We start from the raw sequence: 24483 nt of genomic DNA, 5'->3' as shown, positions 1-24483 counted from the left end.
AAAAATGAAAGATAACATGTTATGATATGTCTTGTCGTCACGAAAATATGACGTTGGTGAGTATGAGCCATTAGCTCAGTTGGTAGAGCATCTGACTTTTAATCAGAGGGTCGAAGGTTCGAATCCTTCATGGCTCACCATTTTATTTTTCGTGGCCCGTTGGTCAAGTGGTTAAGACACCGCCCTTTCACGGCGGTAACACGGGTTCGAATCCCGTACGGGTCATGTTTTTTTATGTTCATTTTTGGTCCCGTGGTGTAGTGGTTAACATGCCTGCCTGTCACGCAGGAGATCGCCGGTTCGACCCCGGTCGGGACCGCCACTTTTGTTTATACCACCATTAGTGGTTTTATATATAGTTTTGGCTCGGTAGCTCAGTCGGTAGAGCAGAGGACTGAAAATCCTCGTGTCGGCGGTTCGATTCCGTCCCGAGCCACTCTCAGGATATTAAGTGGGCCCACTTAATATCCTTTTTATTTTGTCCAGTTTTACAAAAGTGGGTAGTTATTTTACAATAGAATGAGGAGCCTCTAGCAGTTGAAGCTAGAGGTTTTTCTATAGATCGTATAGGATTCCGTGTAAAAGTGGATGATACATGAGTCTATGAGAATAGAGGAGAAATACTTAGACTAAGATTGTTGTCATATAGGAACATACTATAGAAACACCAATATGTTTGAGGATTATTGATCATATTTTTATAAGGAGGAAATAGACGATGATGGGAAAGAAAATTTTAGTAGTTGATGATGAAAAGCCGATTGCGGATATTTTGAAGTTCAACCTAGAAAAAGAAGGTTTTGAAATTGTAATGGCGCATGATGGTGATGAGGCGATTGAAAAAGCAAATGAAGAACAGCCAGATATGGTTTTATTAGATATTATGTTACCGGGAAAAGACGGTTTAGAGGTATGTCGTGAAATACGTAAAAGCTCAGAAATGCCAATTATTATGCTTACAGCAAAAGACTCTGAAATTGATAAAGTATTAGGGCTTGAGCTTGGGGCAGATGATTATGTAACGAAGCCATTTAGTACGAGGGAGTTACTTGCTCGTGTGAAAGCAAATTTACGTCGCCATCAGCAGGGTGGTGCTGCAGAGAAAGAAGAAAATACCGAAATGGTTATTGGACCAATCGTTATCAATTCGAACGCTTATAGTGTAACGAAGCGTGAAGAAAGCATTGAGCTTACACATCGTGAATTTGAATTACTACATTATTTAGCGAAGCATTTAGGTCAAGTTATGACTCGTGAACATTTATTACAAACAGTTTGGGGTTATGATTATTTTGGAGATGTACGTACAGTAGACGTAACAGTACGTCGTTTACGCGAAAAAGTTGAAGATAATCCAAGTCATCCTACTTTAATTGTAACTAGACGTGGGGTAGGGTATTACTTGCGTGACCCAGAACAGGAATAGTATATGAAGAAAGTTGGTTTTTTTCAATCTATTCATTTAAAATTTGTGCTCATATATATGCTGTTAATATTAATAGCAATGCAAGTAATTGGTGTATATTTCGTCAGGGAATTAGAAAAAAGCCTTGTAAAAGGCTTTCAAGATTCCTTAACGCAGCAAACAAACTTACTTTCTTATAACCTGAAGCAAGAGTTTGTAAAAGAACGTCCTAAAACAGAATCAGTAGATAAAGCTATTAATGATTCGATTCAAAAATTCGCATCAGATCGTAAGAGAGATATTCAAGAAGTAAGTGTAATTGATTCTACTAAAAAATTAATGGCAATTTCAGATGCGTCTAAGCAAAATAAGGTAGGACGAACGTCAGCAGATACAGCTGTACAACGGGTAATGGTACAAAAGAAACCAGAGTCAAAGATTGAGAAAGATGGACATACAGGTCATCGAGTTCAAGTTATGATTACCCCTATTCTAAAAGAGCCGGGCGGAGATGTACTTGGCGTCATTCATATTGTTGCATCTATGGAAGATGTGTATAAACAAATGAAGGACATCAACCAAATTTTCGCAACGGGGACAGTAATTGCTTTATTAGTAACAGCTGTACTTGGAATTTTATTGGCTCAAACAATTACGAGACCAATTTCAGATATGCGAAGACAAGCAATTGAAATGGCGAAAGGAAATTATTCGCGAAAAGTAAAGGTGCATAGTCACGATGAGATTGGACAATTAGCATTATCTTTTAACAATTTATCTAAAAAATTACAACAAGCTCGTTCCTCCACAGAAAGTGAAAGACGAAAATTATCATCCGTTTTATCACATATGACAGATGGAGTAATTGCTACTGATCGAAAAGGGGATATCATTTTATTAAATGATCCTGCGGAAAAGATGTTAAATGTTTCGCGTGAAACGGCGCTAGATCAATCAGTGTTAGAAGTGTTAGGAATACAAGAAGAATTTACACTTGATCATTTATATGAAGAACCTGATTCAGTTTTATTAGATTTTAGTACGAGAAATGAACCATATATTTTACGTGCTAGTTTCTCTGTTATTCAAAAAGAAACAGGGAAGGCAAATGGTTTAATTGCTGTATTATATGATGTAACAGAGCAGGAGCGGATAGAACAAGAGCGCCGTGAGTTTGTTGCGAACGTATCTCATGAGTTAAGAACGCCGTTAACAACGATGCGCAGTTACTTAGAAGCACTTACTGATGGAGCATGGCAAGATCCAAATATTGCACCGCAATTTTTAACGGTTACACAAGAGGAAACGGAAAGAATGATCAGGCTTGTAAATGCATTGTTACAACTATCTAAACTAGATAGTACAGAACATCGCTTAATGAAGGAATGGGTCGACTTTACTGACTTCTTTAATAACGTTATCGATCGCTTTGAAATGTCTAAAGAGCAAAATGTAAGCTTCAAACGATCTTTCTCTAAAAAATCTCGATTTATTGATATGGATACAGACAAAATCACACAAGTTTTATATAACATTATTTCCAATGCACTAAAATATTCGCCAGAAGGTGGTACAGTAACATATCGCCTGCGTGACCGCGGGGAGTTATTAGAGATTAGTGTGAGTGATCAAGGAATGGGAATTCCGAAAGAAAATGTAGATAAAATATTTGAACGTTTTTATCGTGTAGATAAAGCGCGTTCGAGACAAATGGGTGGTACAGGTCTTGGGTTAGCTATTGCGAAAGAAATGATTGAGGCACATGGCGGCTCGATTTGGGCGAAAAGTGAGGAAGGAAAAGGGACAACTATTTATTTCACATTGCCAATGGCGACAGATGAAGAGGACGATTGGGAATGAGTATGGAAAACTTTAAAACGATAGTTCTAATTAATTTGGTTGTCATTAGTCTATTTCTTACTTTTAACTTATGGACATATGTTCCTGATTCCACTTCTATGCAAAATACAAAGTTCGTTCAAGGTAACGAAGAGATAAATCAGGTAAAGATTTCGGAGGTTGTTCGCCCATCCTCTGTCGTTATTCATAAAGAGAAAAATCATTATGTAAGCGAAAAGAAGGCAAATGTGGATTCAATCTATAAAATTCTTGAAAACGGAGAATTACATGATTTTAGGGAAATAACGGGGACAGTCCCTAAAGGTGATTTTCTGTCTTATGTACACGGAGAAGAAAAAATTGAATTTGTTTTCCCTACAAATATCCCGTTAGATACGATTAAAGATATGTTTAATATTAAAGATAAAAACATAGAAAGTAACAGAAGTTTTAATCGTATTATAATTGATCCTTCTAGAAGTACGGACCAAGAAATTAAAGTTAGCTTTGTTTCCTATGATACTCCTCATAAAATATATCAAGCAAAATTGAGCGGTGCTTATATAAAGGATATTATAAATGCTCAAAATCAACTTATAGCAGTAGCAAGACCATATTTTGAATATCAAATAAATGATACAAAAAAACTTTTTTTACCAGATGGGATTACGGAATTAAGTAAGGCAGAGTATATTACAGCTAAACTAGAGGTGGATACATTCAAAAATGCTTTATTTAGTGATCCACGTTATTTAAGTCCTATTTCTGAGAAAGAAAAGGAAACATTTACGGATGGCATCCGTTCTATGGAAATTGATAAGTTGGATGCAATGTTGAAATATAAAAATTCCGCTGTACATGGTGATAAACCTACGGATAATGCGGTGATTTTACAAAAAAGTTTTGACTTTGTAAGTGGGCATAGTGGATCCTTTAAGTCCTATCGTTTTGATTATATTAATGGGAGGAAAACTTCATTCCGTTTATATGAGGATGGTTTGCCTGTATTTAATGCCAATGGAATAGCGGAATTAAAACAAGTATGGGGTTCAGGTGAAATTATGCAGTATGAAAGACCCTTTTTTGAGTTCAGTATTACTTTGCCTAGTAAACAACAAACAACTTCTCTTGCATCAGGTCATACAGTGATGACATCACTAGAGAATAACCTGGAAATTGATAAAAAATCAATTCAGGATGTTGGTATTGGTTATAAAATGTCATTGGAACCTTCCATCAGTGATGGGAGTGGGAGAATCGCTGTCTTACAGCCGATATGGTATGTAAAATGTGAAGAAGATGGTAAGCAACAAATATATGAGTGGAGTGAGGGGGGACTAAATGGATTGGGATCGAATTAAAACAATATTTATTGTGACCTTTTTTGTTTTAGACCTCTTTCTTATCTTTCAGTTCATTCAAAAGCAAGATAGTAATCAATTAGAAATTGTGACGGAAACGAAAATCGATCAACAATTAAAAGCTGAAAAAATTACTATGGGGAATTTTCCTAAAGAACCGAAAAAAGAGTCATTTATAATGGCAAAAAATAAGGTTTTCAAAGAAGAAGATGTGCAATCTTTAAAAAATCAGACGGCGCATGTGCAAGACGAATATCAAATAGAGAGTAAATTAAAAGAGCCTTTTTTAAATACAAAATCATTGTCAAAAGATAAGTATAATGAGTTTTTGAAAAATTATGTGCTGGATGGACAAAAATATGAGTTTGGGGCAATAAAGGACTCAAAAATTTACTTCTTTCAAAAGTATAAAGATAAACCAATCTTCTACAATAATCGTGCGATGATTGTTGTAGATTTAAATGAAAAAAATGAGCTTATTTCGTATAAACAAACAATGTTAACGGATTTGAAGGAAATGGGCGAAAGCGAAAAGACGAAAGAACAAGAAATTATTACTGCGCAAACAGCTTTAGAAAATATATATTTGAAAAATAAAATTGCAGAAAATACGCACGTGAAAGAGGCGCAGATTGGATATGCGACTCTTGCGGAGTCTTCTTCTAATATACAAGTGCTTGCTCCAACATGGAACTTAAAGACAGAACAGAAAAAGGATTTTTTTGTGAATGCAATTGAAGGACAAGTTATGGAATTAGGGGAAACTCAAGTGCCGGAAGAACATAATGGAGTGAGAAAGAATGAGTATGCATTTTAGTGTACTTGCGAGTGGAAGTACAGGGAATATGTTATATGTAGGAACAGATGAAAAAAAGCTGCTCGTCGATGCAGGTTTAAGTGGTAAAGCGACAGAGGCTTTATTTAAACAAGCTGAACTGAATATAAATGACATATCAGGTATTCTTGTAACACATGAGCATAGTGACCACATTAAAGGATTAGGTGTATTGGCGCGTAAATATGATTTACCTGTTTATGCGAACGAGAAAACATGGAATGCAATGGAACATTTAATAGGTAATATCCCAACTGATCAAAAATTCATTTTCTCAGTAGGAGACGTGAAAACATTTGGAGATATTGAAGTTGAATCATTTGGTGTTTCTCATGATGCGGCGGAACCGATGTTTTATGCTTTTCATAACAATAATAGAAAGTTAGCTCTTATTACAGATACAGGCTACGTAAGTGACCGTATGAAAGGTGTTATTAAGGGAGCGAACGCTTTCGTATTTGAAAGTAATCATGATGTGGAAATGCTTCGTATGGGGCGCTATCCATGGAGCATTAAGCGACGTATTTTAAGCGACGTTGGCCACGTTTGTAATGAGGACGCTGCATTAGCGATGGCTGATGTTATTACAGACGAGACAAAACACATTTATTTAGCGCATTTAAGCTTAGATAATAACATGAAAGAATTAGCGCGTATGTCTGTATCACAAGTATTAGAAGAAAAAGGTTTTGGGGTTGGAGAATCCTTTGAAATACATGATACGGATCAAAAAATGCCTACGAAAATTCAATACGTATAATTCTTCATTTTAGTAAACAATAAAGGTGAATATAGTTGTTTTCAGGAAGATAGGTGAACAAATATGTCCTTTATTGATGAAGAAAAATATCGTATTAAACGCGCAGGGAAAAAGAAACATAAAGGTATTGTCATTTCTAGCATAGCGGGAACAATTGTAGGAGCTTCATTATTTGCATTTGGAGCTCCTTTATTTTCAAATCATGCAGGTAAGCTTCCGCAAGCTGAAGCAAGTGAAAAAAATATGGCTGAAGCTCAAAGTGGAAATGTTCCTGTTAAACAGATTAGCTTTGTAGACGCTGTTGATCGTGCTTCAGAGGCTGTTGTTGGTGTTATTAATATTCAACGAGACGATTTTTCAGAGGCTGATTCGGAAGCTGGTACAGGCTCTGGTGTGATTTATAAGAGAACAGATGGACATGCGTATATTGTAACGAATAACCACGTTGTTGCTGGGGCGAATCGTATTGAAGTGAGCTTAAGTGACGGTAAGAAAATTCCAGGTAAAGTATTAGGAACCGATGTAGTCACAGACTTAGCGGTACTAGAAATAGATGCGAAGCATGTGAAGAAAGTGATTGAAATTGGCGACTCTAATACCGTTCGTAGAGGAGAACCAGTTATTGCGATTGGAAATCCACTTGGGTTACAATTTTCCGGAACTGTCACACAAGGTATTATTTCGGCTAATGAGCGTATTGTTCCTGTAGATTTAGATCAAGATGGACATTACGATTGGCAAGTAGAAGTATTGCAAACAGACGCGGCAATTAATCCAGGTAATAGTGGTGGAGCGCTTGTAAATGTAGCGGGACAATTAATAGGTATTAACTCAATGAAAATTGCAGCAAAAGAAGTAGAAGGAATTGGACTAGCTATTCCAGTTACGAGAGCTGTGCCTATTATGAATGAACTAGAAAAGTACGGTAAAGTAAGAAGACCTTACGTTGGGATTGAACTAAGATCATTAAATGAGATTCCGAGTTACTATTGGTCAAAAACGTTACAATTACCAGGTAACGTAACAGAAGGAGTCTGCATTTTAGATGTGAAAAGTCCTTCGCCAGGTACGGATGCGGGTCTTAGAGAACATGATGTTATTGTGGCGGTAGATGGAAAAGCGGTGCACGATATTATTGGATTCCGCACGGCCTTATATAATAAAAAAATTAATGATAAAATGACTCTTACGTTTTATCGTGGTACAAAACGAGCGACAACAACGGTGAAATTAGGCATTCAAAAGTATTAAAAACAGGAGGGCCTACCTCCTGTTTTCTATTGTAGAAAAGTGAGGTGAAGAATATGAATTTACCTTGTTGTTTAGAACATGTTGAATTAGCATTAGATATCATTGTGGATGAGTGTGAAGTTGCACCGGTTATTAACAATGTGGATAACTCTAAAGAAGAGAAAAAAACATGTGAATTTTGTCAAAATGAGGCGACATATGTTGTATCGAACACAGATTCTCACACAATATGTGGGTAACATTTGTGGATATGTGGATAAGTCCTGTGGATAACGTGTTTGTAAGGTGGGGAATAGATGTGAATATCTCGATTATTTCAATCGGAAAATTAAAAGAAAAATACTTAAAACAAGGTATAGCAGAATACTTAAAACGATTATCTTCTTACGCAAAAGTAGAAGTAATTGAGTTACCAGATGAAAAGGCACCAGAAAATTTAAGTGCAGCAGAAATGTTAATTGTAAAAGAAAAAGAGGGCATACGTATACTGGATAAAATTTCTGATGATACGCACGTCATTGCGTTAGCAATAGAAGGGAAACAAAAATCATCAGAAGAATTTGCAGTAAGCTTAGATCGTCTTGCTACATATGGAAAGAGCAAAATCACATTTGTAATTGGTGGATCACTGGGGCTTAGTTCTGAAGTAATGAAGCGTTCAAATGAATCTCTTTCTTTCTCAAAGATGACATTACCACATCAATTAATGCGATTAGTGTTGCTTGAGCAAGTGTATAGAGCGTTTCGTATTAATCGTGGGGAACCGTATCATAAATAGTGGGTAATAATTGAAAGTTAATAATGCCCTATTTATTAAAATAAATTATAATTGGTTGTATATGTAATAAAAATATGATCAAAAAATTAGCACTTATCTTTACAGGATAGAGTGCTTTTTTCTATATGTAATTCATTATTTTAGATTTAGTCGATACATAATTAAAAGGGGAGATGTAAGTATTTGGTGAAATAAAGCATAATCAATATAGGAAAAAAGAAGTATTAGATGTAATTAGGGGGGCTTAACATAGTTAGGGGAAATATGAAAAAAGTACTTATATCATTACTAAAAAATCCATTATTAATAATTGGGTACTGGATTTTTTGTTATGAGTTAGCTTTGTTATGTATGTATGGGAGAATGAATAATAATATTTATATTCTGTTACTATGTGTAGTATTTTTAATCCTTATCATTATAGTTACTACAATTAAAGTTATAAAAAATGGGAAACATGAATCGTCCAAATTAATAAATATAAAAGGATGGAAATATTGTTCCGTTATCATCATTATTTTTATAACGCTTTTTTATGGGATGAAAATTTATAAAAGTGCAACAAATTATGGTGGTAGACTAGCATGGTTTATAGAAAGCGTAAAAAACGAAAGATCAGTTGAACTTGAGCGTGATAATATATATAAGTATGGTGTAGAGGGTATTTTTGAAGATATAAATAAGAAATATACTTTGCCAAAGAAGTTATATATGTCGGATGGTTTTGCTTTGGAATTTAACTCAGATGGAACAATTACATCATTTGATACTTTTCTTTATGGAAAAAATGCTGCTGGAAAAGAGGAAAGCTACTTAATATCTTATAATAAAAATAAATCAAAAGATATTTTTGTAGGACTAAATGGGTATATTAACGCTGATTATAATGAAGATAAATTAGTAAAACCTTTAATTAAAACAGTTCAAGCCATTCCAGTTAAACAAACTGTCAGTAAGTGGAATGAAGATAAATATGGGCTGGTTTATTATGGGAAAAGAAACTGGGGTTACAATAGAGAAGGAATTATTAATATTAATAAAGATGGGAAATTAGAGAAGCTTGAAGAAGCAAAATCCGAAATAATTGGATATACGGTATCTATATTTATCCCCGGAAAAGAGAAAGAGATAGTACCTGCTAGATATAATTTACTAGGTGACCCAAATTGGAGTAAGGAAAGTAGTTCTAAAAAGAAAAAGAAGGATCTAACTAATAATAATGAGCAATTTTACTTTTCAAAAGAAGTGGGTTATAAACTAAATGTTACAGATAAAGCATTAGGGAGTACCTTTTATTCACTAAGCAAGACGATTGATGGTGGGGAAACATGGGGAGTTATAAATGAAGATCCGTTCAATGAAACGGTTGGTAGTGCATCAGGAATCATCTTTTTTAATGAAAAGCTCGGATTTTTAAGGGCAGCCAGACCCTCTGGTAATGAAGGGAGGCTATACCGTACAGATGATGGTGGTATAACTTTTAAAAAGGTGAGCTATACGAATTATGAAGTGAAACTAGAAAGTGGACAGTTAATAAATCCGTTTGATTTTCCTAATATGCCTTATGAGAAGGACGGAGTTTTTAACATGCTAGTAGGGCAAGGAGCAGATGGAGACTACAATGGTAATAGTAGTATACTTTATCAGTCCAAAAACCAAGGTGAAACATGGGAATATGTAAAAGAGGTTAAAGGTAACTAATAGTGAGAAAGACCATTGGACAAAAATCACCGATGGTCTTTTAAATATTAATAGATGGTATGTAGATTTCCTAAAATAAGTATGTTTCTATTTCTAAAAAAATATGCTGTAATATGAAGAGGAAAAAGTATAAGTAGTCAGAGAAGTGAGGAATTAAAGGTGAAGAAGTTTAAGAAGTTTTACTTGGAGATTACGAGTGTATGTAATCTTGCGTGCAGCTTTTGTCCGCCGACGGAAAGGCAGAAGCAATTCATTTCTGTGGAGGATTTTGCTAAAAGATTAGACCAAATTAAACCCCACACAGACTACATTTATTTGCACGTGAAGGGTGAGCCGTTGCTCCATCCAAAAATAGATCAACTATTAGATTTAAGCCATGAAAAAGGGTTTAAAGTTAATATTACAACGAACGGAACGTTAATTAATAAGAGAAGGCATAGACTGTTAAATAAACCTGCGTTAAGACAAATGAATTTTTCACTACACAGTTTTGATGGACACCCAGGTTCGCAAGATAAAGAGGGCTATGTAAGAAGTATACTTTCTTTCATTAGAGAGGCAACGAGTCAATCGGATTTAATTGTTTCACTAAGATTATGGAATTTAACTCAGGATAATAAAACAAATGCTGAAATCCAGAAAAATAGGGATTTATTATCCATAATTGAAAATGAGTTTGATCTATCCTATCAAATTGAAGAGAAGCTTACACCAGGAAAAGGTATAAAAATTGCGGAACGTGTCTTTATTAATCAAGACTATGAATTCCAGTGGCCAGCATTACATGAAGAAGAGGATGATGGAAAAGGTTTCTGTCATGGTCTTCGAAATCAAGCTGGTATTTTAGCAAATGGAACGGTTATACCTTGTTGTTTAGACGGTGAAGGCATTATTAATCTTGGGAATATTAATGATGATTCATTTTCTAACATTATAGAAGGTGAAAGGGCACAAAATATTGTAGACGGATTTTCGAAAAGGGTTGCGGTTGAAGAACTTTGTAGAAAATGTGGATACCGTAAAAGGTTTGGAAAGTGAATATAGGATAAGCCCTCAAAGTGAGGGCTTATTTTTATTCTTGATAAGAACGCTCTAATTCATCAATTAAGGAACCAACGTAAGAAACAGCTTTGCGGATTGCATCTGGTTTTGACATATCTACTCCGGCGTGTTTCATTAATTCGAGTGGTTTCATCGTACCGCCTGCTCGGAGTACGTTGAGCCAGCGATCAACAGCAGGCTGTCCCTCTTCCTTAATCATTTGGGCTACAGCGGTAGATGCAGTTAGGCCTGCTGAATATGTGTAAGAATATAAGCCCATATAATAGTGAGGTTGACGCATCCATGTTAAACCAGCGCCTTCATCAATTTCTACGGAATCTCCCCAGAATGTCGAAAGGACCTTTGTTTTTATTTCAGTTAAAGTTGTAGCTGTGAGTGCTTGTCCTTCCTCTGCTATAGCATATACTCTTCTTTGATATTCTCCTTCAAGTAGATGGGTAACGAAGTTATGGTAGTACGTGCCGAGTAGTTGCAGAATAACCCATCTGCGCATTCTCTTGTCTTCCGTTGTCGCAAGTAAATGCTGAGCTAATAGTAATTCATTCATCGTTGATGGTGCTTCAACAAAGTACATAGAAGGACGTACATTCATAATGCGCTGATTTTTATTTGCTAAATAAAAATGACCAGCATGTCCAAATTCATGAGCTAATGTGAAACATCCGCGCATCGTACCCTGCCATGTAATTAAAATATATGGGTGAGAACCGTATGGACTAGAGCAGAAGGCACCTGTTGATTTTCCTACGTTATCTGCAAGGTCTACCCATCTCTCTTTAAATCCTTTTTCGATAATCGTATTATATTCAGGCCCTAATACTTTTAAAGATTCTTGAATTAATTTACCAGCTTCTTCGTATGTGATGGATGGATTAAATTCAGGATCTAAAGGTGCGTGTAAGTCACAGAAAAGCATTTGGTCAAGCTCTAATACTTTCTTTTTTAAATCTGCAAAACGGCGCATATGAGGCGCTAATTTGTTATAAATAATATCTAGTTGATTGTTATACATTTCAAGTGGAACTTTTTGAGGTTCTAAAAGCATATGGGTAACGGACTCGTACTTGCGTAAACGAGAAAGTGTCACTTGTTTTTTTACTTCAGTAGCATATGTTGTTGCAACTGTATTTTTATATCGTTTCAATGTGGAAACAAATGACGAATATGCTTTTCTACGTATATATGCGCTTGGAGAAAATTCATATTTACTTTCAAATAATGCAAATGATACAGGCAAATCATTTCCCTGTTCATCTTGTATAGGAGGGAAATCCATATCGGCTAATTTAGTCATGCCGTAAATTTTGTAGGGGGAACTATGAACTTCGCCGAGTGCAGCAAGAGTTTCTTCTGTTTCAGGTGAGAGAGTGTGCTGCCTCTTTTTAATTATTTCGAGTAACGATTTACGGAAAGGTTCGAGTTTTGTTTCCGCAGTTAAATATTTTTCAATTGTTCCTTCTTCAAATGAGAGGATTTCGTTATAAATAAAGGATAGTGCAGTATGTACTTTCGTCCCTAAAGCGGAAATTTTGGAAGAGTTCGCTTGAATAACTGGATCTGTACGATCAGCGGATTCTTTTAAATATGCATATGTGCTGAGCTTTGTTAACTTCATTAAAAGCTCTTCTTCTAAAAGTAGGCAATTTAATAAGGTAGCGGGGCCAGTGTGTAATTGTCCTTTAAATGCATCAAGTTTTTTTATATCGTCTGTTAATACACTTAGTGCAGTTCCCCACTCTTTGTCAGATTCGTATAAATCAAAAAGATCCCATGTCAATTCAGTAGAGACTTCTGCGCGAATAAGGCGTTTCTCAATTACATTTTTCATTTGTTATATCCCCCTTATTATAAGTATCTAAAAATATAATACTAAAAAATTCAGTTAAATAAAAATATTTAACGTTTTTATACGTGAAAAAGAAGGACAAGCATTTTTATGCTTGTCCTTCGAGTTAAATTTAGGAATTAATATACTTTATCGCCGTTGAAAATAGAGTTTTTCACGACTACATAATCTACAGTGCGAATTGCGTCTAATTTTGTTCCACCAGCGTAAGAAATAGAGGATTGAAGATCTTGTTCCATTTCGATTAAAGTGTCTTCTAAAGAACCTTTATGCTCAACGAACATTTTCTTACCTTCAACGTTTTTCTTCTCACCTTTTTGGAATTCAGAAGCTGAGCCGAAGTACTCTTTATAAAGTTTGCCATCTTTTTCGATTGTTTCTCCTGGAGACTCTTCATGACCAGCGAATAGAGAACCGACCATAACCATAGTTGCTCCAAATCGAATTGATTTAGCTACGTCGCCATGTGTACGAATACCACCGTCAGCGATAATTGGCTTACTTGCAGCTTTTGCACACCAGCGAAGTGCAGCTAGCTGCCAACCACCAGTTCCAAAGCCTGTTTTAATTTTAGTAATACAAACTTTACCAGGTCCAATACCAACTTTTGTTGCATCAGCACCAGCGTTTTCTAATTCTCTTACCGCTTCTGGAGTTCCAACGTTTCCAGCGATAACGAAGCTTTCTGGTAAATGTTTTTTAATATGTTGAATCATGTTGATCACAGCATTAGAGTGACCATGTGCGATATCGATTGTAATGTATTCAGGTGAAAGTTGCTCAGCAGCTAATTGTTGTACGAATTCGTACTCGTCTTCTTTAACACCAACGCTAATTGAAGCAATTAATCCACGTGATTGCATATCTCTAATGAATGAAATCCGTTTCTCTGGTTGGAAACGATGCATGATATAGAAGTAATTATTTTCAGCTAAATAAGTTGCGATTCTTTCATCAATAATCGTTTGCATATTTGCAGGTACGACAGGTAATTTAAATTTATGTTTTCCTAAAGTGACAGTTGTATCACATTCAGATCGGCTATTTACAATACATTTTGCAGGAATTAATTGAATATCTTCATAGTCAAATACGTTTTCCATCATTTACACCCCTAAAATACGAATATTTTACATAGTTTACTTAAAAATGTTCGTCCAAATGATAATTTACAGTATTTTTAGTAATAAGTCAAAGGTTTTAATGTTTATATTTGAAAATTGAAGTTTATTTACTCATATTGTGGCTTAGTATAGCTGAAAATTGTTTCAATATATTACAATTCAATGTAAAATTATGTATAGGTACAGATGGTTAAATTTATTAATTTAGGGGAGATTTGATGAAGCGTTTGGTATATATGGATTGGCTACGTGTATTAGCGACAATTGCGGTCGTTACAATTCACGTTGCTGCTGGTTATGTTTCTACGTTAGATGCAAATAACGTGTCGCGTTGGTTGGCTGGTAATTTTTACGACTCACTTTCGCGTGCTAGTGTACCAATTTTTGTAATGATTAGTGGAGCCCTATTATTAAAGGGAACAAAAGATACTTCTATTGGGGAATTTTTAAAGAAACGTGCAAGTAAAGTGATTATACCTTTTATAGGTTGGAGTGCTATATTTTACATCTATGGGGCTTGCGTAGGATATTTTCCGGCTTCTTTAAAGCAAGGGATAAAGTATTTTTTAACAAATAGTATCGGGTTACACCTATGGTTCTTATATATGATTGTAGGAATATATTTAATCGCACCTTTACTGAAAGTATTTGTGAAAAATGCTAAGAAGAGAGAGATAGAATATTTTTTAATTTTATGGCTATATGCATCTGTTATAGTTAAACTAGTAAACTATTATTATCCTATCAACTTTAATATTGAATTATTTTATGTTACAAATTATGTAGGATATTTTCTACTTGGTTATTACTTATCAAATTATGATATTGTGAAAAAATGGCGGAATATTTCTTATATTGGGGGAGTTGTAGGATGTATTGGTACATTCTTTATTACATACCATTATACATTGAAAGCAAATGGACAGCTGGATCAATATTGGTATGAATATTTTGCGCCAGGTGTTGTACTTATGGCAATTGGGTTATTTGTCTTTTTCAGATATGCTTTCCAAAATTCAGAAAGGCAATTGCCATTTTTATTACGTGGCATAAACCAAGCAAGTCTTGGGATTTATATTCTTCACTTTTTCTTATTAAATAATTATCTATACATAGTCCTTCCAAAGGTGAATGCACATGTACATGCAATATTGGCAATACCTATAAATGTAATTATTACACTTGTCCTTAGTATGGTAATAACGTTAGTATTGCAAAGAATACCAGTTGTAAAAAGACTAGTTCCGTAAAGATATTTTTTAATATTATGTAGGTGGGCAGACTTATTATTAAGGCTGCCCTTTATTATGTTGTTTTAAAAAATAATATAAAAAGAGTTATAATTAGGTTAAGTTGATATTTTAACGAACTACAAATATTAGTTTGATATATCATCCTAGTATAATTAAATGTAGGGGATAAAAAATATAATTATTAAATACAGAATAAAATGAGGTTATTACATGAGTAAAAAAAGTTTTGCTGATTATGCATTAAGTAAAGAAATTGTAAGAGCACTTACTGGTTTAGGATATGAACATCCAACGGAAGTGCAAGGAGAGGTTATTCCAGTTGCCTTGCAAAAGAAAGACCTTGTCGTGAAATCACAGACTGGAAGTGGAAAAACCGCTTCATTTGGCATACCACTTTGTGAAATGGTGGAGTGGGAAGAGAATAAGCCACAAGCTTTAGTTTTAACACCGACGAGAGAGCTTGCGGTGCAAGTAAAAGAAGATATTACGAATATAGGCCGCTTCAAAAGAATTAAGGCCGCTGCAGTTTATGGTAAATCTCCATTTGCACGTCAAAAATTAGAATTAAAGCAAAAAACACATATTGTAGTTGGGACTCCTGGCCGTGTGTTAGATCATATTGAAAAAGGTACCCTTTCTTTAGAGTGTTTGAAGTATTTAGTTATTGATGAAGCAGATGAAATGCTGAATATGGGTTTTATCGATCAAGTAGAGGCAATTATTGACGAATTACCTAAAAAACGAATGACAATGCTATTTTCAGCAACACTTCCAGAAGATGTTGAAAAGTTATCTCGTAAGTATATGGATTCGCCAACGCATATTGAAATTAAGGCTGCGGGGATTACAACAGATAAAATTGAACATACACTTTTTGAGATGAGAGAAGAGGAGAAGCTTTCACTTCTTAAAGATGTAACAACGATTGAGAATCCAGATAGTTGTATTATTTTTTGCCGTACGCAAGAAAATGTAGATCACGTATTTCAACAGTTAAAGCGGGTTAACTATCCTTGTGACAAAATACATGGTGGTATGGTACAAGAAGATCGTTTTGAAGTTATGGCCGATTTTAGAAAAGGAAAGTTCCGTTATTTAGTAGCGACAGACGTAGCTGCTAGAGGAATTGATATTGATAATATTACACATGTTATTAACTATGACATTCCATTAGAAAAAGAAAGTTATGTACATCGTACGGGAAGAACGGGACGAGCTGGTAATAACGGGAAAGCTATTACATTCATGACGCCGTATGAAAATAGATTTTTAGAAGAGATTGAGGAGTACATTGGCTTTGAAATTCCAAAGGCACTTGCACCTTCAAAAGAAGAAGTTATGAAGGGGAAAGCATTATTTGAGGAAAAGATACATGCTAAACCAATTATAAAGAAAGATAAAAATGCAGACCTAAACAAAGGAATTATGAAATTGTACTTTAATGGCGGGAAGAAAAAGAAAATTAGGGCGGTAGATTTCGTCGGTACAATTGCTAAAATTAAAGGTGTTACGGCAGAAGATATAGGAATTATTACAATACAAGACAATGTTTCTTACGTTGAAATATTAAACGGAAAAGGACCACTTGTTTTAAAAATCATGAAAAACACAACGATTAAAGGGAAACAATTAAAGGTTCATGAAGCAATTAAGTAAACAAAAAAACTATCCACTCTAACAGGTGGATAGTTTTTTGTTTACGATTCTTTGAGATCATCAACTAGTTTCTCTGCTAAACGTCTATACATATTACTCATAGTCACGAAGGATGTTAGTAATAAAAATTTTTCTAGTTTTGGATCTTCTAAGGAAGAAACCTCGTTTACTTCCTTAACACGGTTATTCACGTCTTGCTTAAAGCTTTCCACATTGGTGTCAGTAAGAGAAAGGTAATCTTTATATAGAGTATTTAATTCGAATGTATCATCGTTTATTAACGGTGCATTTATATTTTCTAAGGAGCTTTTTATATCATTAATGGAAAGAGCTCCTTTTAATTGATAAATTAAGCTGATTAAAATCATATGTTCTTTTGAATACTTTTTATTTTTGATAGGGATGAATAATTTCCCTTTTGCGTAATTGTTAATCATTGTTTTTGTTAATACTTTTTCATCATCAGTTCTCGTTGTATCTGCATAAGTATTCTCAAATAGTTGGACAACTTGGTCTACATATAAGTCGACATTTGGGATATCCTCAAGTTTAATGTTTTTTTCTAGATGTAATGATTCAAGTAATTTATTTATATTTTCCACGTAGAATCCCTCACTTTTATAACTTAGTGGAACTTAATGTTTAGTATATCTTTAAATATGGTATTACGAAACAAATGAAATGTAAATGTTGACCCGTATGAATAATGTGTATATAATTACATGTAGTTATGAAAACTACATGTAATTATATGAGGGGTGTTTATATGAATACTTATGTAAGAGAACCAGTTAATGCATTTACTCACTTAGGAGGAGCTGTATTATCATTTATTGCATTATTAGCTATGATTGTGAAAGTTTCTGTTAAGATGCCATCTTTTGCTGCAATTACAGCTGTTATTTTATTTGGTATCGGGATGATGGTCCTTTATATGGCGTCAGCTGTGTATCATAGTGTTGTAGCCAGTGAACGTGTTATTTATTTCTTTAGGAAGCTAGATCATTCTATGATTTTTATATTAATTGCAGGTACATATGCACCCTTTTGCTTAATTACATTAAATTCGGCAAATGGTTTACTATTATTTTGTTTAGTTTATGCAACTGCGATTTGTGGTATTGTTTTTAAAATGTTTTGGTTTAATTGTCCAAGATGGCTATCGACAGCAATTTATCTTCTGATGGGTTGGTTAATTGTTCTATTCTTTGCACCGCTAGCTGAGAATTTAAGTACAGGAGGTATTATTTTCTTAGTACTTGGAGGCATTTTTTATACAATTGGTGGGTTTATTTACGGTGCGAAGCCAAAATGGTTGGAGTTTAAATATATGGGACACCATGAAATTTTTCATGTTTTTGTATTGTTAGGTAGTCTTGCACATTTTCTAAGTGTATATTGTTACGTAATTTGATCAAAAAACGCCACGCGATGTCTGTTATGTGGCGTTTTTTTATTACCTAATTGGAATCGTATATTGTACAAAATAAGTATGGGATAAAATGTAAGTTTCTGTGTTCGCATAATAAACATATGATAAGAAATATGTGATATACTTTGATAAGTTTATAATGAATGAAATATGGAGGACTATAATTATGGCAATACTTGTAACAGGTGGAGCAGGATATATTGGTAGTCATACATGCGTGGAATTACTAAAAAATGGTTATGAAATTATAGTAGTAGATAATCTTTCGAATAGCTCAGTAGAGTCTATAAATCGAGTGAAAGAGATAACAGGAAAACATTTTAAGTTTTATAAAGAAGATATTTTAAATCGAGAAGCACTTGATACGATTTTTGAAGAAAATACAATTGAAGCGGTTATTCATTTTGCAGGCTTTAAGGCTGTAGGGGAATCAGTAGCAATTCCGTTAACGTATTATCATAACAACATTACAAGCACATTAGTGCTATGTGAAGTGATGCAGAAGCATAATGTGAAGAAGATGATCTTCAGTTCATCTGCAACAGTGTATGGTATTCCAGAAACATCACCAATTACGGAGGAGTTTCCATTAAGTGCAACAAATCCATATGGTCAAACGAAATTAATGATTGAACAAATTATGCGTGATGTAGCATTTGCTGATGCAGAATGGAGTATCGCATTACTTCGTTATTTCAACCCATTTGGTGCGCATGAAAGTGGGCGTATTGGAGAAGATCCAAACGGAATTCCAAATAACTTAATGCCATATGTAACACAAGTAGCAGTAGGTAAGCTAAAGGAATTAAGTGTATTTGGAAATGACTATCCAACAAAAGATGGCACGGGTGTCCGTGATTATATTCATGTTGTAGACTTAGCAAATGGCCATGTAAAGGCGCTTGAAAAGGTACTTGGCACTACTGGGATAGATGCATATAATCTCGGTACAGGTACTGGTTATAGTGTGTTGGAAATGGTTGAAGCATTTGAAAAGGTTTCGGGCAAGGAAGTTCCTTATAAAATTACGGATCGTCGCCCTGGTGATGTTGCAGTATGTTTTGCAGATGCATCGAAAGCGAAGCGTGAATTAGGATGGGAAGCAAAGCTCGGATTAGAAGAGATGTGTGCAGACTCTTGGAGATGGCAATCAAATAACAAAAATGGCTATCTAGAAGTTTAATAAACAGATAAAAAAAATGACCTTTGCATGAGCAAGAGGTCATTTTTTATCTGTTTATTTTCCATTAAGTTTATTAGTAAATTTAGTAAAGAAAGTTCGTCGTTTTATAGGAGCGTTTGACTGACAAAATGTATAGTAATCAATATCTTTAATATAAGTAAAGAGTCTAGAAATAGCATATAAGAATGTAATAGAAGATCCGAGTGCAAAACTAATACCGTAACCATTGAATCCAAATGGAAGTAGAAGAAGACTTAATAATAGGTTTGCAAAAAAGAACAGGGCTGATGTTCGAAATGCCCCTTTACGATCTTCAAAATATAAGAGTAGTAACGTGATAACAAGGACCATCCCGTTTGCATAAGCACCAATTATAGTCAGTTGCAAAATAGAGTATTCAAGTGTCACGTTCCCAGATTGTGAACTAAACATCCATATTATAAAAATAATAAGTAAAGAAAAAATACCTTGATTACGAAGTGTGCGTTCCATTTCTTGCTTTAGGACAAAGTTCATTGATTCTTTTAATTGTAAAATTGTATTTAATGTTGCCCCATTGTTAACTGAACCGAAGAACTTCTTATACCGTTCATAAAACCTTGTTTCAATGGATACTACGAATAAAATATAGGTTGGGATAATGCTTAAATAAGCCCAGAAAACAGAGGTATCATACATTTGATGATAAATAAACGTGTTTTCAATATTTCCTCGCCCTTCTCCGAACCAAATAACAAAGTTACATACCCAAATGCCAATATTGTAAAGTAAGCTTGACCAAAATAGTTCCGGATATTTATCTAAGTAAGAAAGGAAGGTAAATTGTTCGGTAGCATCACTATTTGGAAACATTCGTACAATAACTATACTTAACCACACTAATGTAATGAAAGTCCCGATTGTAAAAGAAATTAAAAGTAATAGGGCAAATCCATGTTCTATTCCAAGTGTTGGATGCCAGTAAGCGATAAGCGCAATTCCAGATAAGGAGAAAATGGAACCAATTAAAAATGCAAGAGCGATGGACTGATAATCTTTAGCTGCTGTTAAATAAATGGATTGAATCCAAATGATGTTTAAAGCTAAAAATAAAAATAGCATCACGATTTTATAATATAAGGCTAATGGTGTAAAAATTGCAAACAAAAGCCATAAGATAATAGCTAAGAAAAGTGTGATTTTCGTCATTCTTAAAAAGGAAGAAAATACTTTATCAGCTTTTTGCTCGTATAAAAGGTCAGCCACATATCTAGTTACGATGAGCTGCAAGGCACCATATATAATTTGAGAAAAAATAAAGCAGTATGAAATTGAAATTGTGAAAAGGCGCTGTTCCTCAATTGAAATAGAATGGAACAAACTTAAAATGTATCGAATAGCTGTTACTGCTAAAATAACGACTAACCACGGACCAGCTGTAACAAATAATGAAAATCCGTACGCTTTTATTCTTGAAGAATAGTAGTCTTCTTGGAATAATTTTTGTAAACGAAATCCTATTCCTGCCATGTTTTTTTACCTCTTTCTAAGTAAAGCTTACGATAACTATCAACGACACCTGATAATTGATAGTGCGCTTCAATACGATTGCGCCCATTATCCCCAAATTGTTGAATGGATTCAGGGTGACGATAATACCACTCTAAATGAATGGCAACTTGCTCAGGAGATACAGGTGGTACAACAAATCCACATTGCCCGTAAGGATCTTCGTCTTGCCCGTAAATTAACTCCCTACAAGAACCGACATCTGTAACAACCCAAGGTAATCCTGCTGCCATTCCTTCTAACATAGCTAATGGTTGTCCTTCAGATATACTTGTTAATACGAGAATATCTGTTTGTTTTAAGTAATCTTTAATATTTACTTTGCCGGTCATTATTACATGCTCTTCTAATCCTAATTGTTGAATTAAATCACGACATTCCTGAGCATATTCTGCTTCTTCCGTATCAGGACCTAGTAAGTAAAATATAAATGGAATATCTTTTTCTAATAATAATTTAGCTGCATAAATCATTGTTTTTACATCTTTAATTGGCACAACTCGTATAATAGCGGAAATGATGAGTTTATCCGAATTGTATTTTGGTTTACGTAACCCTTTATAGTCAGATAAAGTAACGCCATTTGGAACGATTTTTAGTTTATGGGCCGGGGCACCTAATTCTTTTTGATATGCACTATTTCGGCCGAACAACGTAATTACATCAGCGGCTTGCTCATATGCTTGATGAGACAAGTGATGAAAGAAAGAAACCCATCTTTTTTTGTATTCAATTGGTATCCAAGTAGATTGTAGTATTTCTTCTTCACGCTCCCGGGAGTAAATACCGTGCTCAGTTAGAATAAATGGTATATCAGACTTGGCGCTAATTGCAGCACCAAGCAGTCCACCATAACCTGTCGATACAGAATGAATAAGATCTAATTCAGGAAAATCAATTTGTAAAATTTGAATGATTGGTGTGAACATAGATCTCCACATCCAAAAGTAATTTAAGAAGGAACCACTACTTTCTTCATATAAATAGCTTTCTTTAACAATTTCATAAAACTCACGGCTTTCGAAGAAGGAATGGAGTGTTCCTAACTTTTGTTTATTTCCTAATATTTGTAATGCTGTTGTATCGTTGGCTTGAAATGTAAACCATATATAAGGATGGATAAAATTAAGAGAAATAAAATGATACTAATAATCCCGATATATATATTAATCCCCTTTTTCAATGTGTGCGCCTCCAAACTGCTTTACAAATAATTGATATTTACGCGGTAGTATATGAATTCTTTTTGCAGTTGTTAGATTATTGATTAAGTTATAGAGCTTGTCCCATAACTTTTGGTCATAATATATTTCAAGTAATCCAACATAGCCGTAATATGATTCAGGATAGAAATGAATAAGATTTAAAAATTGTTCTTCAGATTTTGCATATTGTTTTGTGTGTAGAAACAGGTTTCCAAGGTGGAAAGGGTAAAGAGATTCGTTAGGGAATAGTTCTACACTTTGTGTAATAAAATTCATAAATTCATCGATTATTTTTTCTTTTTGCTGATTAGAAAGAAGACCGCTGTCTATATATCTTAAATAGTTAGAAACCAATTCTTTTGCAATTTCATTTTGTGGATTTTGTAGAAATTGCTTATTTAAGTATTCGATCTGCTTTTCGTACCGTTCATTTAGTAAATTAATAGTAGTTGCTGCGTAATGTACAGTTTCAGGATCTTTATGGTGAATTGCTTCTTTCAATAAGCCTCCTTCATTAGAAATAGAGGAGGAGCTTAACTGTACAATGAGTTGTTTATGTAATTCAGGCTTATCTAGTTCTAATCCAGAAGAAAATGAAATTAAGTCCATATCTTGTTTTGCTGATTCTAAAATATCTTCGTAATTATCAACTTGAAAGGAAACATACTCAGAGTATTGCTGTAACCAATCGGTTTTTGATCGTCTTATATTAAGTAATAACATGATTACTGATACAATAAGTCCGATAAGCGGGAAAAGAAGAGAGATAATCAAGCAAAATTCAATAATTCCTTTTTTATCTTTAGCAATTAAACTTTTCGTAAATCGAAATAAAAGAAAAACCAAAATAGCATAAATAAAATAAAGAAGGAGTAAAATCATTAGAATATCACTCCTTTAGAAGAAAGAGCATTTTGTATACGAGTTTGAACTTGTAGTAAAAACCTTTCTTCAGTGCCAGGTAATAAAATCATAATTTTTTGTTCGGTCGTAATATAACCGAATATATCGATATCTCGTAAATGGTCTTTTAAAATATAATTTATCATTTCTAAAGAATCTTGCGGAGCATTGAACTCAAAATAGGAATATGGATAAGATAATGTTTCGTAACGTTTTTTTTCTATTTTTAGTAAATGTTCAAATTCATCTTCATAATAAATGCTTGTTTTAGGGAATGTGCGATCCTCTTGACTCGATAGCCAAAGATTAGAAGCGTTCTGTAAACGATCACCCATCCAGCGTAAATACCATGTGAAAAGTTCGAATTGCTCAGAAGTTACTTTTGAAAACTCGATTTCGTCTAATATAATGACGTATTGTACATCATCTTGGAATAGGACGGGACCAACTAAAAGTGGAGCATCTTGAAAATCTTCATCTGTACGGAAAAAAGGTCGATTATGTGCTAGAGCATTTTTGATGACTAACGAAGCGTTTTTAACAAAAATGGATTGAGATAATGTACTTTTACCAGTTTCGGATCTTAATTTAATACGAAGCGATTGTTTATTGTTATCGATGTGATAGATACCAATTTTTTTTTGCTCCAAAGTACATTTTTAATACATTTATTCCTTCATCGAGTACAATTTCAGGATGTGTATGATTTAAAGCTTTAAACATATGATACATTTTAGATAAATGGTTATTTGATTCAAGTACACGAGAACGTAGTGTAATACGTGTTGCATCCAATTGTTTCACAACATGTTTTAATTCTTTATTTTCAGCCTTCAGCTCATTATTTATCATATGTACATCTTCATAACGTTCTTTTTGTGAAGTACTCATTAGTCCACAACATAAACTAATAACAAGTAAGAAAATCCAACTTATCCAGTAATCTGATGAATAAAAGTACAGTAATACATCACTTTCTTTATATATACCGCTTATAAAAATATAAATCATTGCTTCCAGAAAGACGAAAAGGGCAATAGATATACCATACCGGCTGGAAATAATTAATGTAATAAATAAGAGTAAGAAGTATTCATACGTAGGTGTTAGAAAATCAGTTAGTATTGAGAGAAAAAATAGTGCAACAAATAAAACTGTAGGCTCAATCATTTTTTGGAATGAATTGGATTGCTTATAGTACATAAATAAATTCCTTCTTTCCTTTGCAAATTTAATTTTGAGGAATAGTACACTGAAATAAAATACATAATTTAAAAGAATTATTTTAAGATATATAATATATAAAGCCCAAATCATTTTATCAACAGGGATGTAGTAAAT

Annotated in this window: 19 protein-coding genes, 4 tRNA genes and 2 pseudogenes; 18 read left to right on the top strand and 7 right to left on the bottom strand. The window is 34.0% G+C overall.

Annotated elements, in window-relative coordinates; genetic code table 11:
- The first annotated feature begins 64 nt into the window (after positions 1-64).
- The 14 genes from MHI07_RS25900 to MHI07_RS25835 all read left to right on the top strand — a co-directional run bounded on the left by MHI07_RS25900 (position 65) and on the right by MHI07_RS25835 (position 10968).
- Positions 65-140 (top strand) — tRNA-Lys (locus MHI07_RS25900).
- Positions 141-153: 13 nt separating this feature from the next.
- Positions 154-225 (top strand) — tRNA-Glu (locus MHI07_RS25895).
- Between the two features lie 21 nt (positions 226-246).
- Positions 247-322 (top strand) — tRNA-Asp (locus MHI07_RS25890).
- Positions 323-363: 41 nt separating this feature from the next.
- A tRNA-Phe gene (locus MHI07_RS25885) sits at positions 364-436 on the top strand.
- Between the two features lie 282 nt (positions 437-718).
- Positions 719-1426 (top strand): cell wall metabolism DNA-binding response regulator WalR, encoded by a 708-nt coding sequence (walR, locus tag MHI07_RS25880; protein ID WP_002089942.1) that lies wholly within the window; start codon positions 719-721, stop codon positions 1424-1426.
- Between the two features lie 3 nt (positions 1427-1429).
- On the top strand, positions 1430-3265 hold the full coding sequence (walK, locus tag MHI07_RS25875; RefSeq protein WP_002113220.1) for a cell wall metabolism sensor histidine kinase WalK: 1836 nt from the start codon (positions 1430-1432) through the stop codon (positions 3263-3265).
- Positions 3262-4605 (top strand): YycH family regulatory protein, encoded by a 1344-nt coding sequence (locus MHI07_RS25870; protein ID WP_340826849.1) that lies wholly within the window; start codon positions 3262-3264, stop codon positions 4603-4605. Before walK ends, MHI07_RS25870 begins: the two co-directional genes overlap by 4 nt.
- Complete coding sequence (locus MHI07_RS25865; protein WP_016106794.1) at positions 4586-5422, top strand: two-component system regulatory protein YycI; 837 nt, start codon at positions 4586-4588, stop codon at positions 5420-5422. The genes MHI07_RS25870 and MHI07_RS25865 overlap by 20 nt, the downstream gene beginning before the upstream one ends.
- Positions 5406-6200 (top strand): MBL fold metallo-hydrolase, encoded by a 795-nt coding sequence (locus MHI07_RS25860; protein WP_002138925.1) that lies wholly within the window; start codon positions 5406-5408, stop codon positions 6198-6200. The genes MHI07_RS25865 and MHI07_RS25860 overlap by 17 nt, the downstream gene beginning before the upstream one ends.
- A 63-nt stretch (positions 6201-6263) precedes the next feature.
- Entirely contained in the window at positions 6264-7451 is a 1188-nt protein-coding gene (locus MHI07_RS25855) for a S1C family serine protease (protein ID WP_002113216.1), read from the top strand.
- 53 nt (positions 7452-7504) lie between these two features.
- On the top strand, positions 7505-7690 hold the full coding sequence (locus tag MHI07_RS25850; protein ID WP_002035001.1) for a CxxH/CxxC protein: 186 nt from the start codon (positions 7505-7507) through the stop codon (positions 7688-7690).
- Between the two features lie 59 nt (positions 7691-7749).
- Positions 7750-8229 carry a 23S rRNA (pseudouridine(1915)-N(3))-methyltransferase RlmH gene (gene rlmH, locus MHI07_RS25845; protein WP_002113213.1) on the top strand — a complete coding sequence of 160 codons (480 nt, stop codon included), beginning with the start codon at positions 7750-7752 and terminating at the stop codon, positions 8227-8229.
- A gap of 264 nt (positions 8230-8493) precedes the next feature.
- Positions 8494-9930 carry a WD40/YVTN/BNR-like repeat-containing protein gene (locus tag MHI07_RS25840; protein WP_215580332.1) on the top strand — a complete coding sequence of 479 codons (1437 nt, stop codon included), beginning with the start codon at positions 8494-8496 and terminating at the stop codon, positions 9928-9930.
- Between the two features lie 159 nt (positions 9931-10089).
- Positions 10090-10968, top strand: coding sequence for a radical SAM/SPASM domain-containing protein (locus MHI07_RS25835; protein ID WP_078180440.1), 879 nt, complete (start codon positions 10090-10092; stop codon positions 10966-10968).
- A 34-nt stretch (positions 10969-11002) separates the two neighbouring features.
- On the opposite strand, the gene pepF is transcribed toward MHI07_RS25835, so the two are convergent.
- Together pepF and guaC are read right to left on the bottom strand one after the other, a co-directional pair.
- Positions 11003-12820: an oligoendopeptidase F gene (pepF, locus tag MHI07_RS25830; protein WP_340826846.1), complete on the bottom strand. Its 1818-nt coding sequence runs from the start codon at positions 12818-12820 to the stop codon at positions 11003-11005.
- Between the two features lie 137 nt (positions 12821-12957).
- Complete coding sequence (gene guaC, locus MHI07_RS25825; RefSeq protein WP_002068771.1) at positions 12958-13941, bottom strand: GMP reductase; 984 nt, start codon at positions 13939-13941, stop codon at positions 12958-12960.
- Positions 13942-14180: 239 nt separating this feature from the next.
- Here guaC and MHI07_RS25820 point away from each other — a divergent pair, with 239 nt between their 5' ends.
- Positions 14181-15212, top strand: coding sequence for an acyltransferase (locus MHI07_RS25820; RefSeq protein ID WP_340826845.1), 1032 nt, complete (start codon positions 14181-14183; stop codon positions 15210-15212).
- 213 nt (positions 15213-15425) lie between these two features.
- A complete protein-coding gene (locus tag MHI07_RS25815; RefSeq protein WP_215580329.1) occupies positions 15426-16871 on the top strand; it encodes a DEAD/DEAH box helicase in 1446 nt (481 codons plus the stop codon).
- 41 nt (positions 16872-16912) lie between these two features.
- On the opposite strand, the gene MHI07_RS25810 is transcribed toward MHI07_RS25815, so the two are convergent.
- A complete protein-coding gene (locus MHI07_RS25810; protein ID WP_078180448.1) occupies positions 16913-17473 on the bottom strand; it encodes a DUF1836 domain-containing protein in 561 nt (186 codons plus the stop codon).
- A 164-nt stretch (positions 17474-17637) separates the two neighbouring features.
- Between MHI07_RS25810 and trhA the strand changes: the two genes are divergently transcribed.
- Positions 17638-18285 (top strand): PAQR family membrane homeostasis protein TrhA, encoded by a 648-nt coding sequence (trhA, locus tag MHI07_RS25805; protein WP_078180450.1) that lies wholly within the window; start codon positions 17638-17640, stop codon positions 18283-18285.
- 184 nt (positions 18286-18469) lie between these two features.
- Positions 18470-19486 carry a UDP-glucose 4-epimerase GalE gene (gene galE / locus MHI07_RS25800; protein ID WP_215580325.1) on the top strand — a complete coding sequence of 339 codons (1017 nt, stop codon included), beginning with the start codon at positions 18470-18472 and terminating at the stop codon, positions 19484-19486.
- Positions 19487-19540: 54 nt separating this feature from the next.
- On the opposite strand, the gene pelG is transcribed toward galE, so the two are convergent.
- From pelG to MHI07_RS25780, 4 genes and pseudogenes are all read right to left on the bottom strand, one after another.
- The gene (pelG, locus tag MHI07_RS25795) at positions 19541-20995 is read right to left on the bottom strand and encodes an exopolysaccharide Pel transporter PelG (RefSeq protein WP_340826843.1); all 1455 of its coding nucleotides are present in this window, start codon (positions 20993-20995) and stop codon (positions 19541-19543) included.
- Positions 20983-22140 (bottom strand): annotated as a pseudogene (gene pelF / locus MHI07_RS25790) (GT4 family glycosyltransferase PelF); the annotation flags it as partial. The gene pelG and the pseudogene pelF, both read right to left, overlap by 13 nt.
- A 60-nt stretch (positions 22141-22200) precedes the next feature.
- On the bottom strand, positions 22201-23121 hold the full coding sequence (locus tag MHI07_RS25785) for a tetratricopeptide repeat protein (RefSeq protein WP_340826840.1): 921 nt from the start codon (positions 23119-23121) through the stop codon (positions 22201-22203).
- Positions 23121-24345: pseudogene (locus MHI07_RS25780) on the bottom strand (nucleoside-diphosphate sugar epimerase). Before MHI07_RS25780 ends, MHI07_RS25785 begins: the two are co-directional and overlap by 1 nt.
- Positions 24346-24483 lie beyond the last annotated feature (138 nt).

Origin of the sequence: Bacillus sp. FSL H8-0545, assembly GCF_038006105.1 — a bacterium.
GTDB lineage: Bacteria > Bacillota > Bacilli > Bacillales > Bacillaceae_G > Bacillus_A > Bacillus_A cereus_U.
Note: the sequence above shows the minus strand (reverse complement) of the source record. Positions and strands in the feature narration are given on the sequence as shown.

Excerpts from the sequence above, each read along its gene's own strand:
- pelG (WP_340826843.1), bottom strand. The coding sequence starts at position 20,995 with ATGGCAGGAATAGGATTTCGTTTACAAAAATTATTCCAAGAAGACTAC.
- MHI07_RS25785 (WP_340826840.1), bottom strand. The coding sequence starts at position 23,121 with ATGATTTTACTCCTTCTTTATTTTATTTATGCTATTTTGGTTTTTCTT.
- trhA (WP_078180450.1), top strand. The coding sequence starts at position 17,638 with ATGAATACTTATGTAAGAGAACCAGTTAATGCATTTACTCACTTAGGA.
- pepF (WP_340826846.1), bottom strand. The coding sequence starts at position 12,820 with ATGAAAAATGTAATTGAGAAACGCCTTATTCGCGCAGAAGTCTCTACT.
- guaC (WP_002068771.1), bottom strand. The coding sequence starts at position 13,941 with ATGGAAAACGTATTTGACTATGAAGATATTCAATTAATTCCTGCAAAA.
- walK (WP_002113220.1), top strand. The coding sequence starts at position 1,430 with ATGAAGAAAGTTGGTTTTTTTCAATCTATTCATTTAAAATTTGTGCTC.
- MHI07_RS25850 (WP_002035001.1), top strand. The coding sequence starts at position 7,505 with ATGAATTTACCTTGTTGTTTAGAACATGTTGAATTAGCATTAGATATC.
- MHI07_RS25815 (WP_215580329.1), top strand. The coding sequence starts at position 15,426 with ATGAGTAAAAAAAGTTTTGCTGATTATGCATTAAGTAAAGAAATTGTA.
- MHI07_RS25820 (WP_340826845.1), top strand. The coding sequence starts at position 14,181 with ATGAAGCGTTTGGTATATATGGATTGGCTACGTGTATTAGCGACAATT.
- MHI07_RS25860 (WP_002138925.1), top strand. The coding sequence starts at position 5,406 with ATGAGTATGCATTTTAGTGTACTTGCGAGTGGAAGTACAGGGAATATG.
- MHI07_RS25840 (WP_215580332.1), top strand. The coding sequence starts at position 8,494 with ATGAAAAAAGTACTTATATCATTACTAAAAAATCCATTATTAATAATT.
- MHI07_RS25870 (WP_340826849.1), top strand. The coding sequence starts at position 3,262 with ATGAGTATGGAAAACTTTAAAACGATAGTTCTAATTAATTTGGTTGTC.
- MHI07_RS25855 (WP_002113216.1), top strand. The coding sequence starts at position 6,264 with ATGTCCTTTATTGATGAAGAAAAATATCGTATTAAACGCGCAGGGAAA.
- walR (WP_002089942.1), top strand. The coding sequence starts at position 719 with ATGATGGGAAAGAAAATTTTAGTAGTTGATGATGAAAAGCCGATTGCG.
- galE (WP_215580325.1), top strand. The coding sequence starts at position 18,470 with ATGGCAATACTTGTAACAGGTGGAGCAGGATATATTGGTAGTCATACA.
- MHI07_RS25865 (WP_016106794.1), top strand. The coding sequence starts at position 4,586 with ATGGATTGGGATCGAATTAAAACAATATTTATTGTGACCTTTTTTGTT.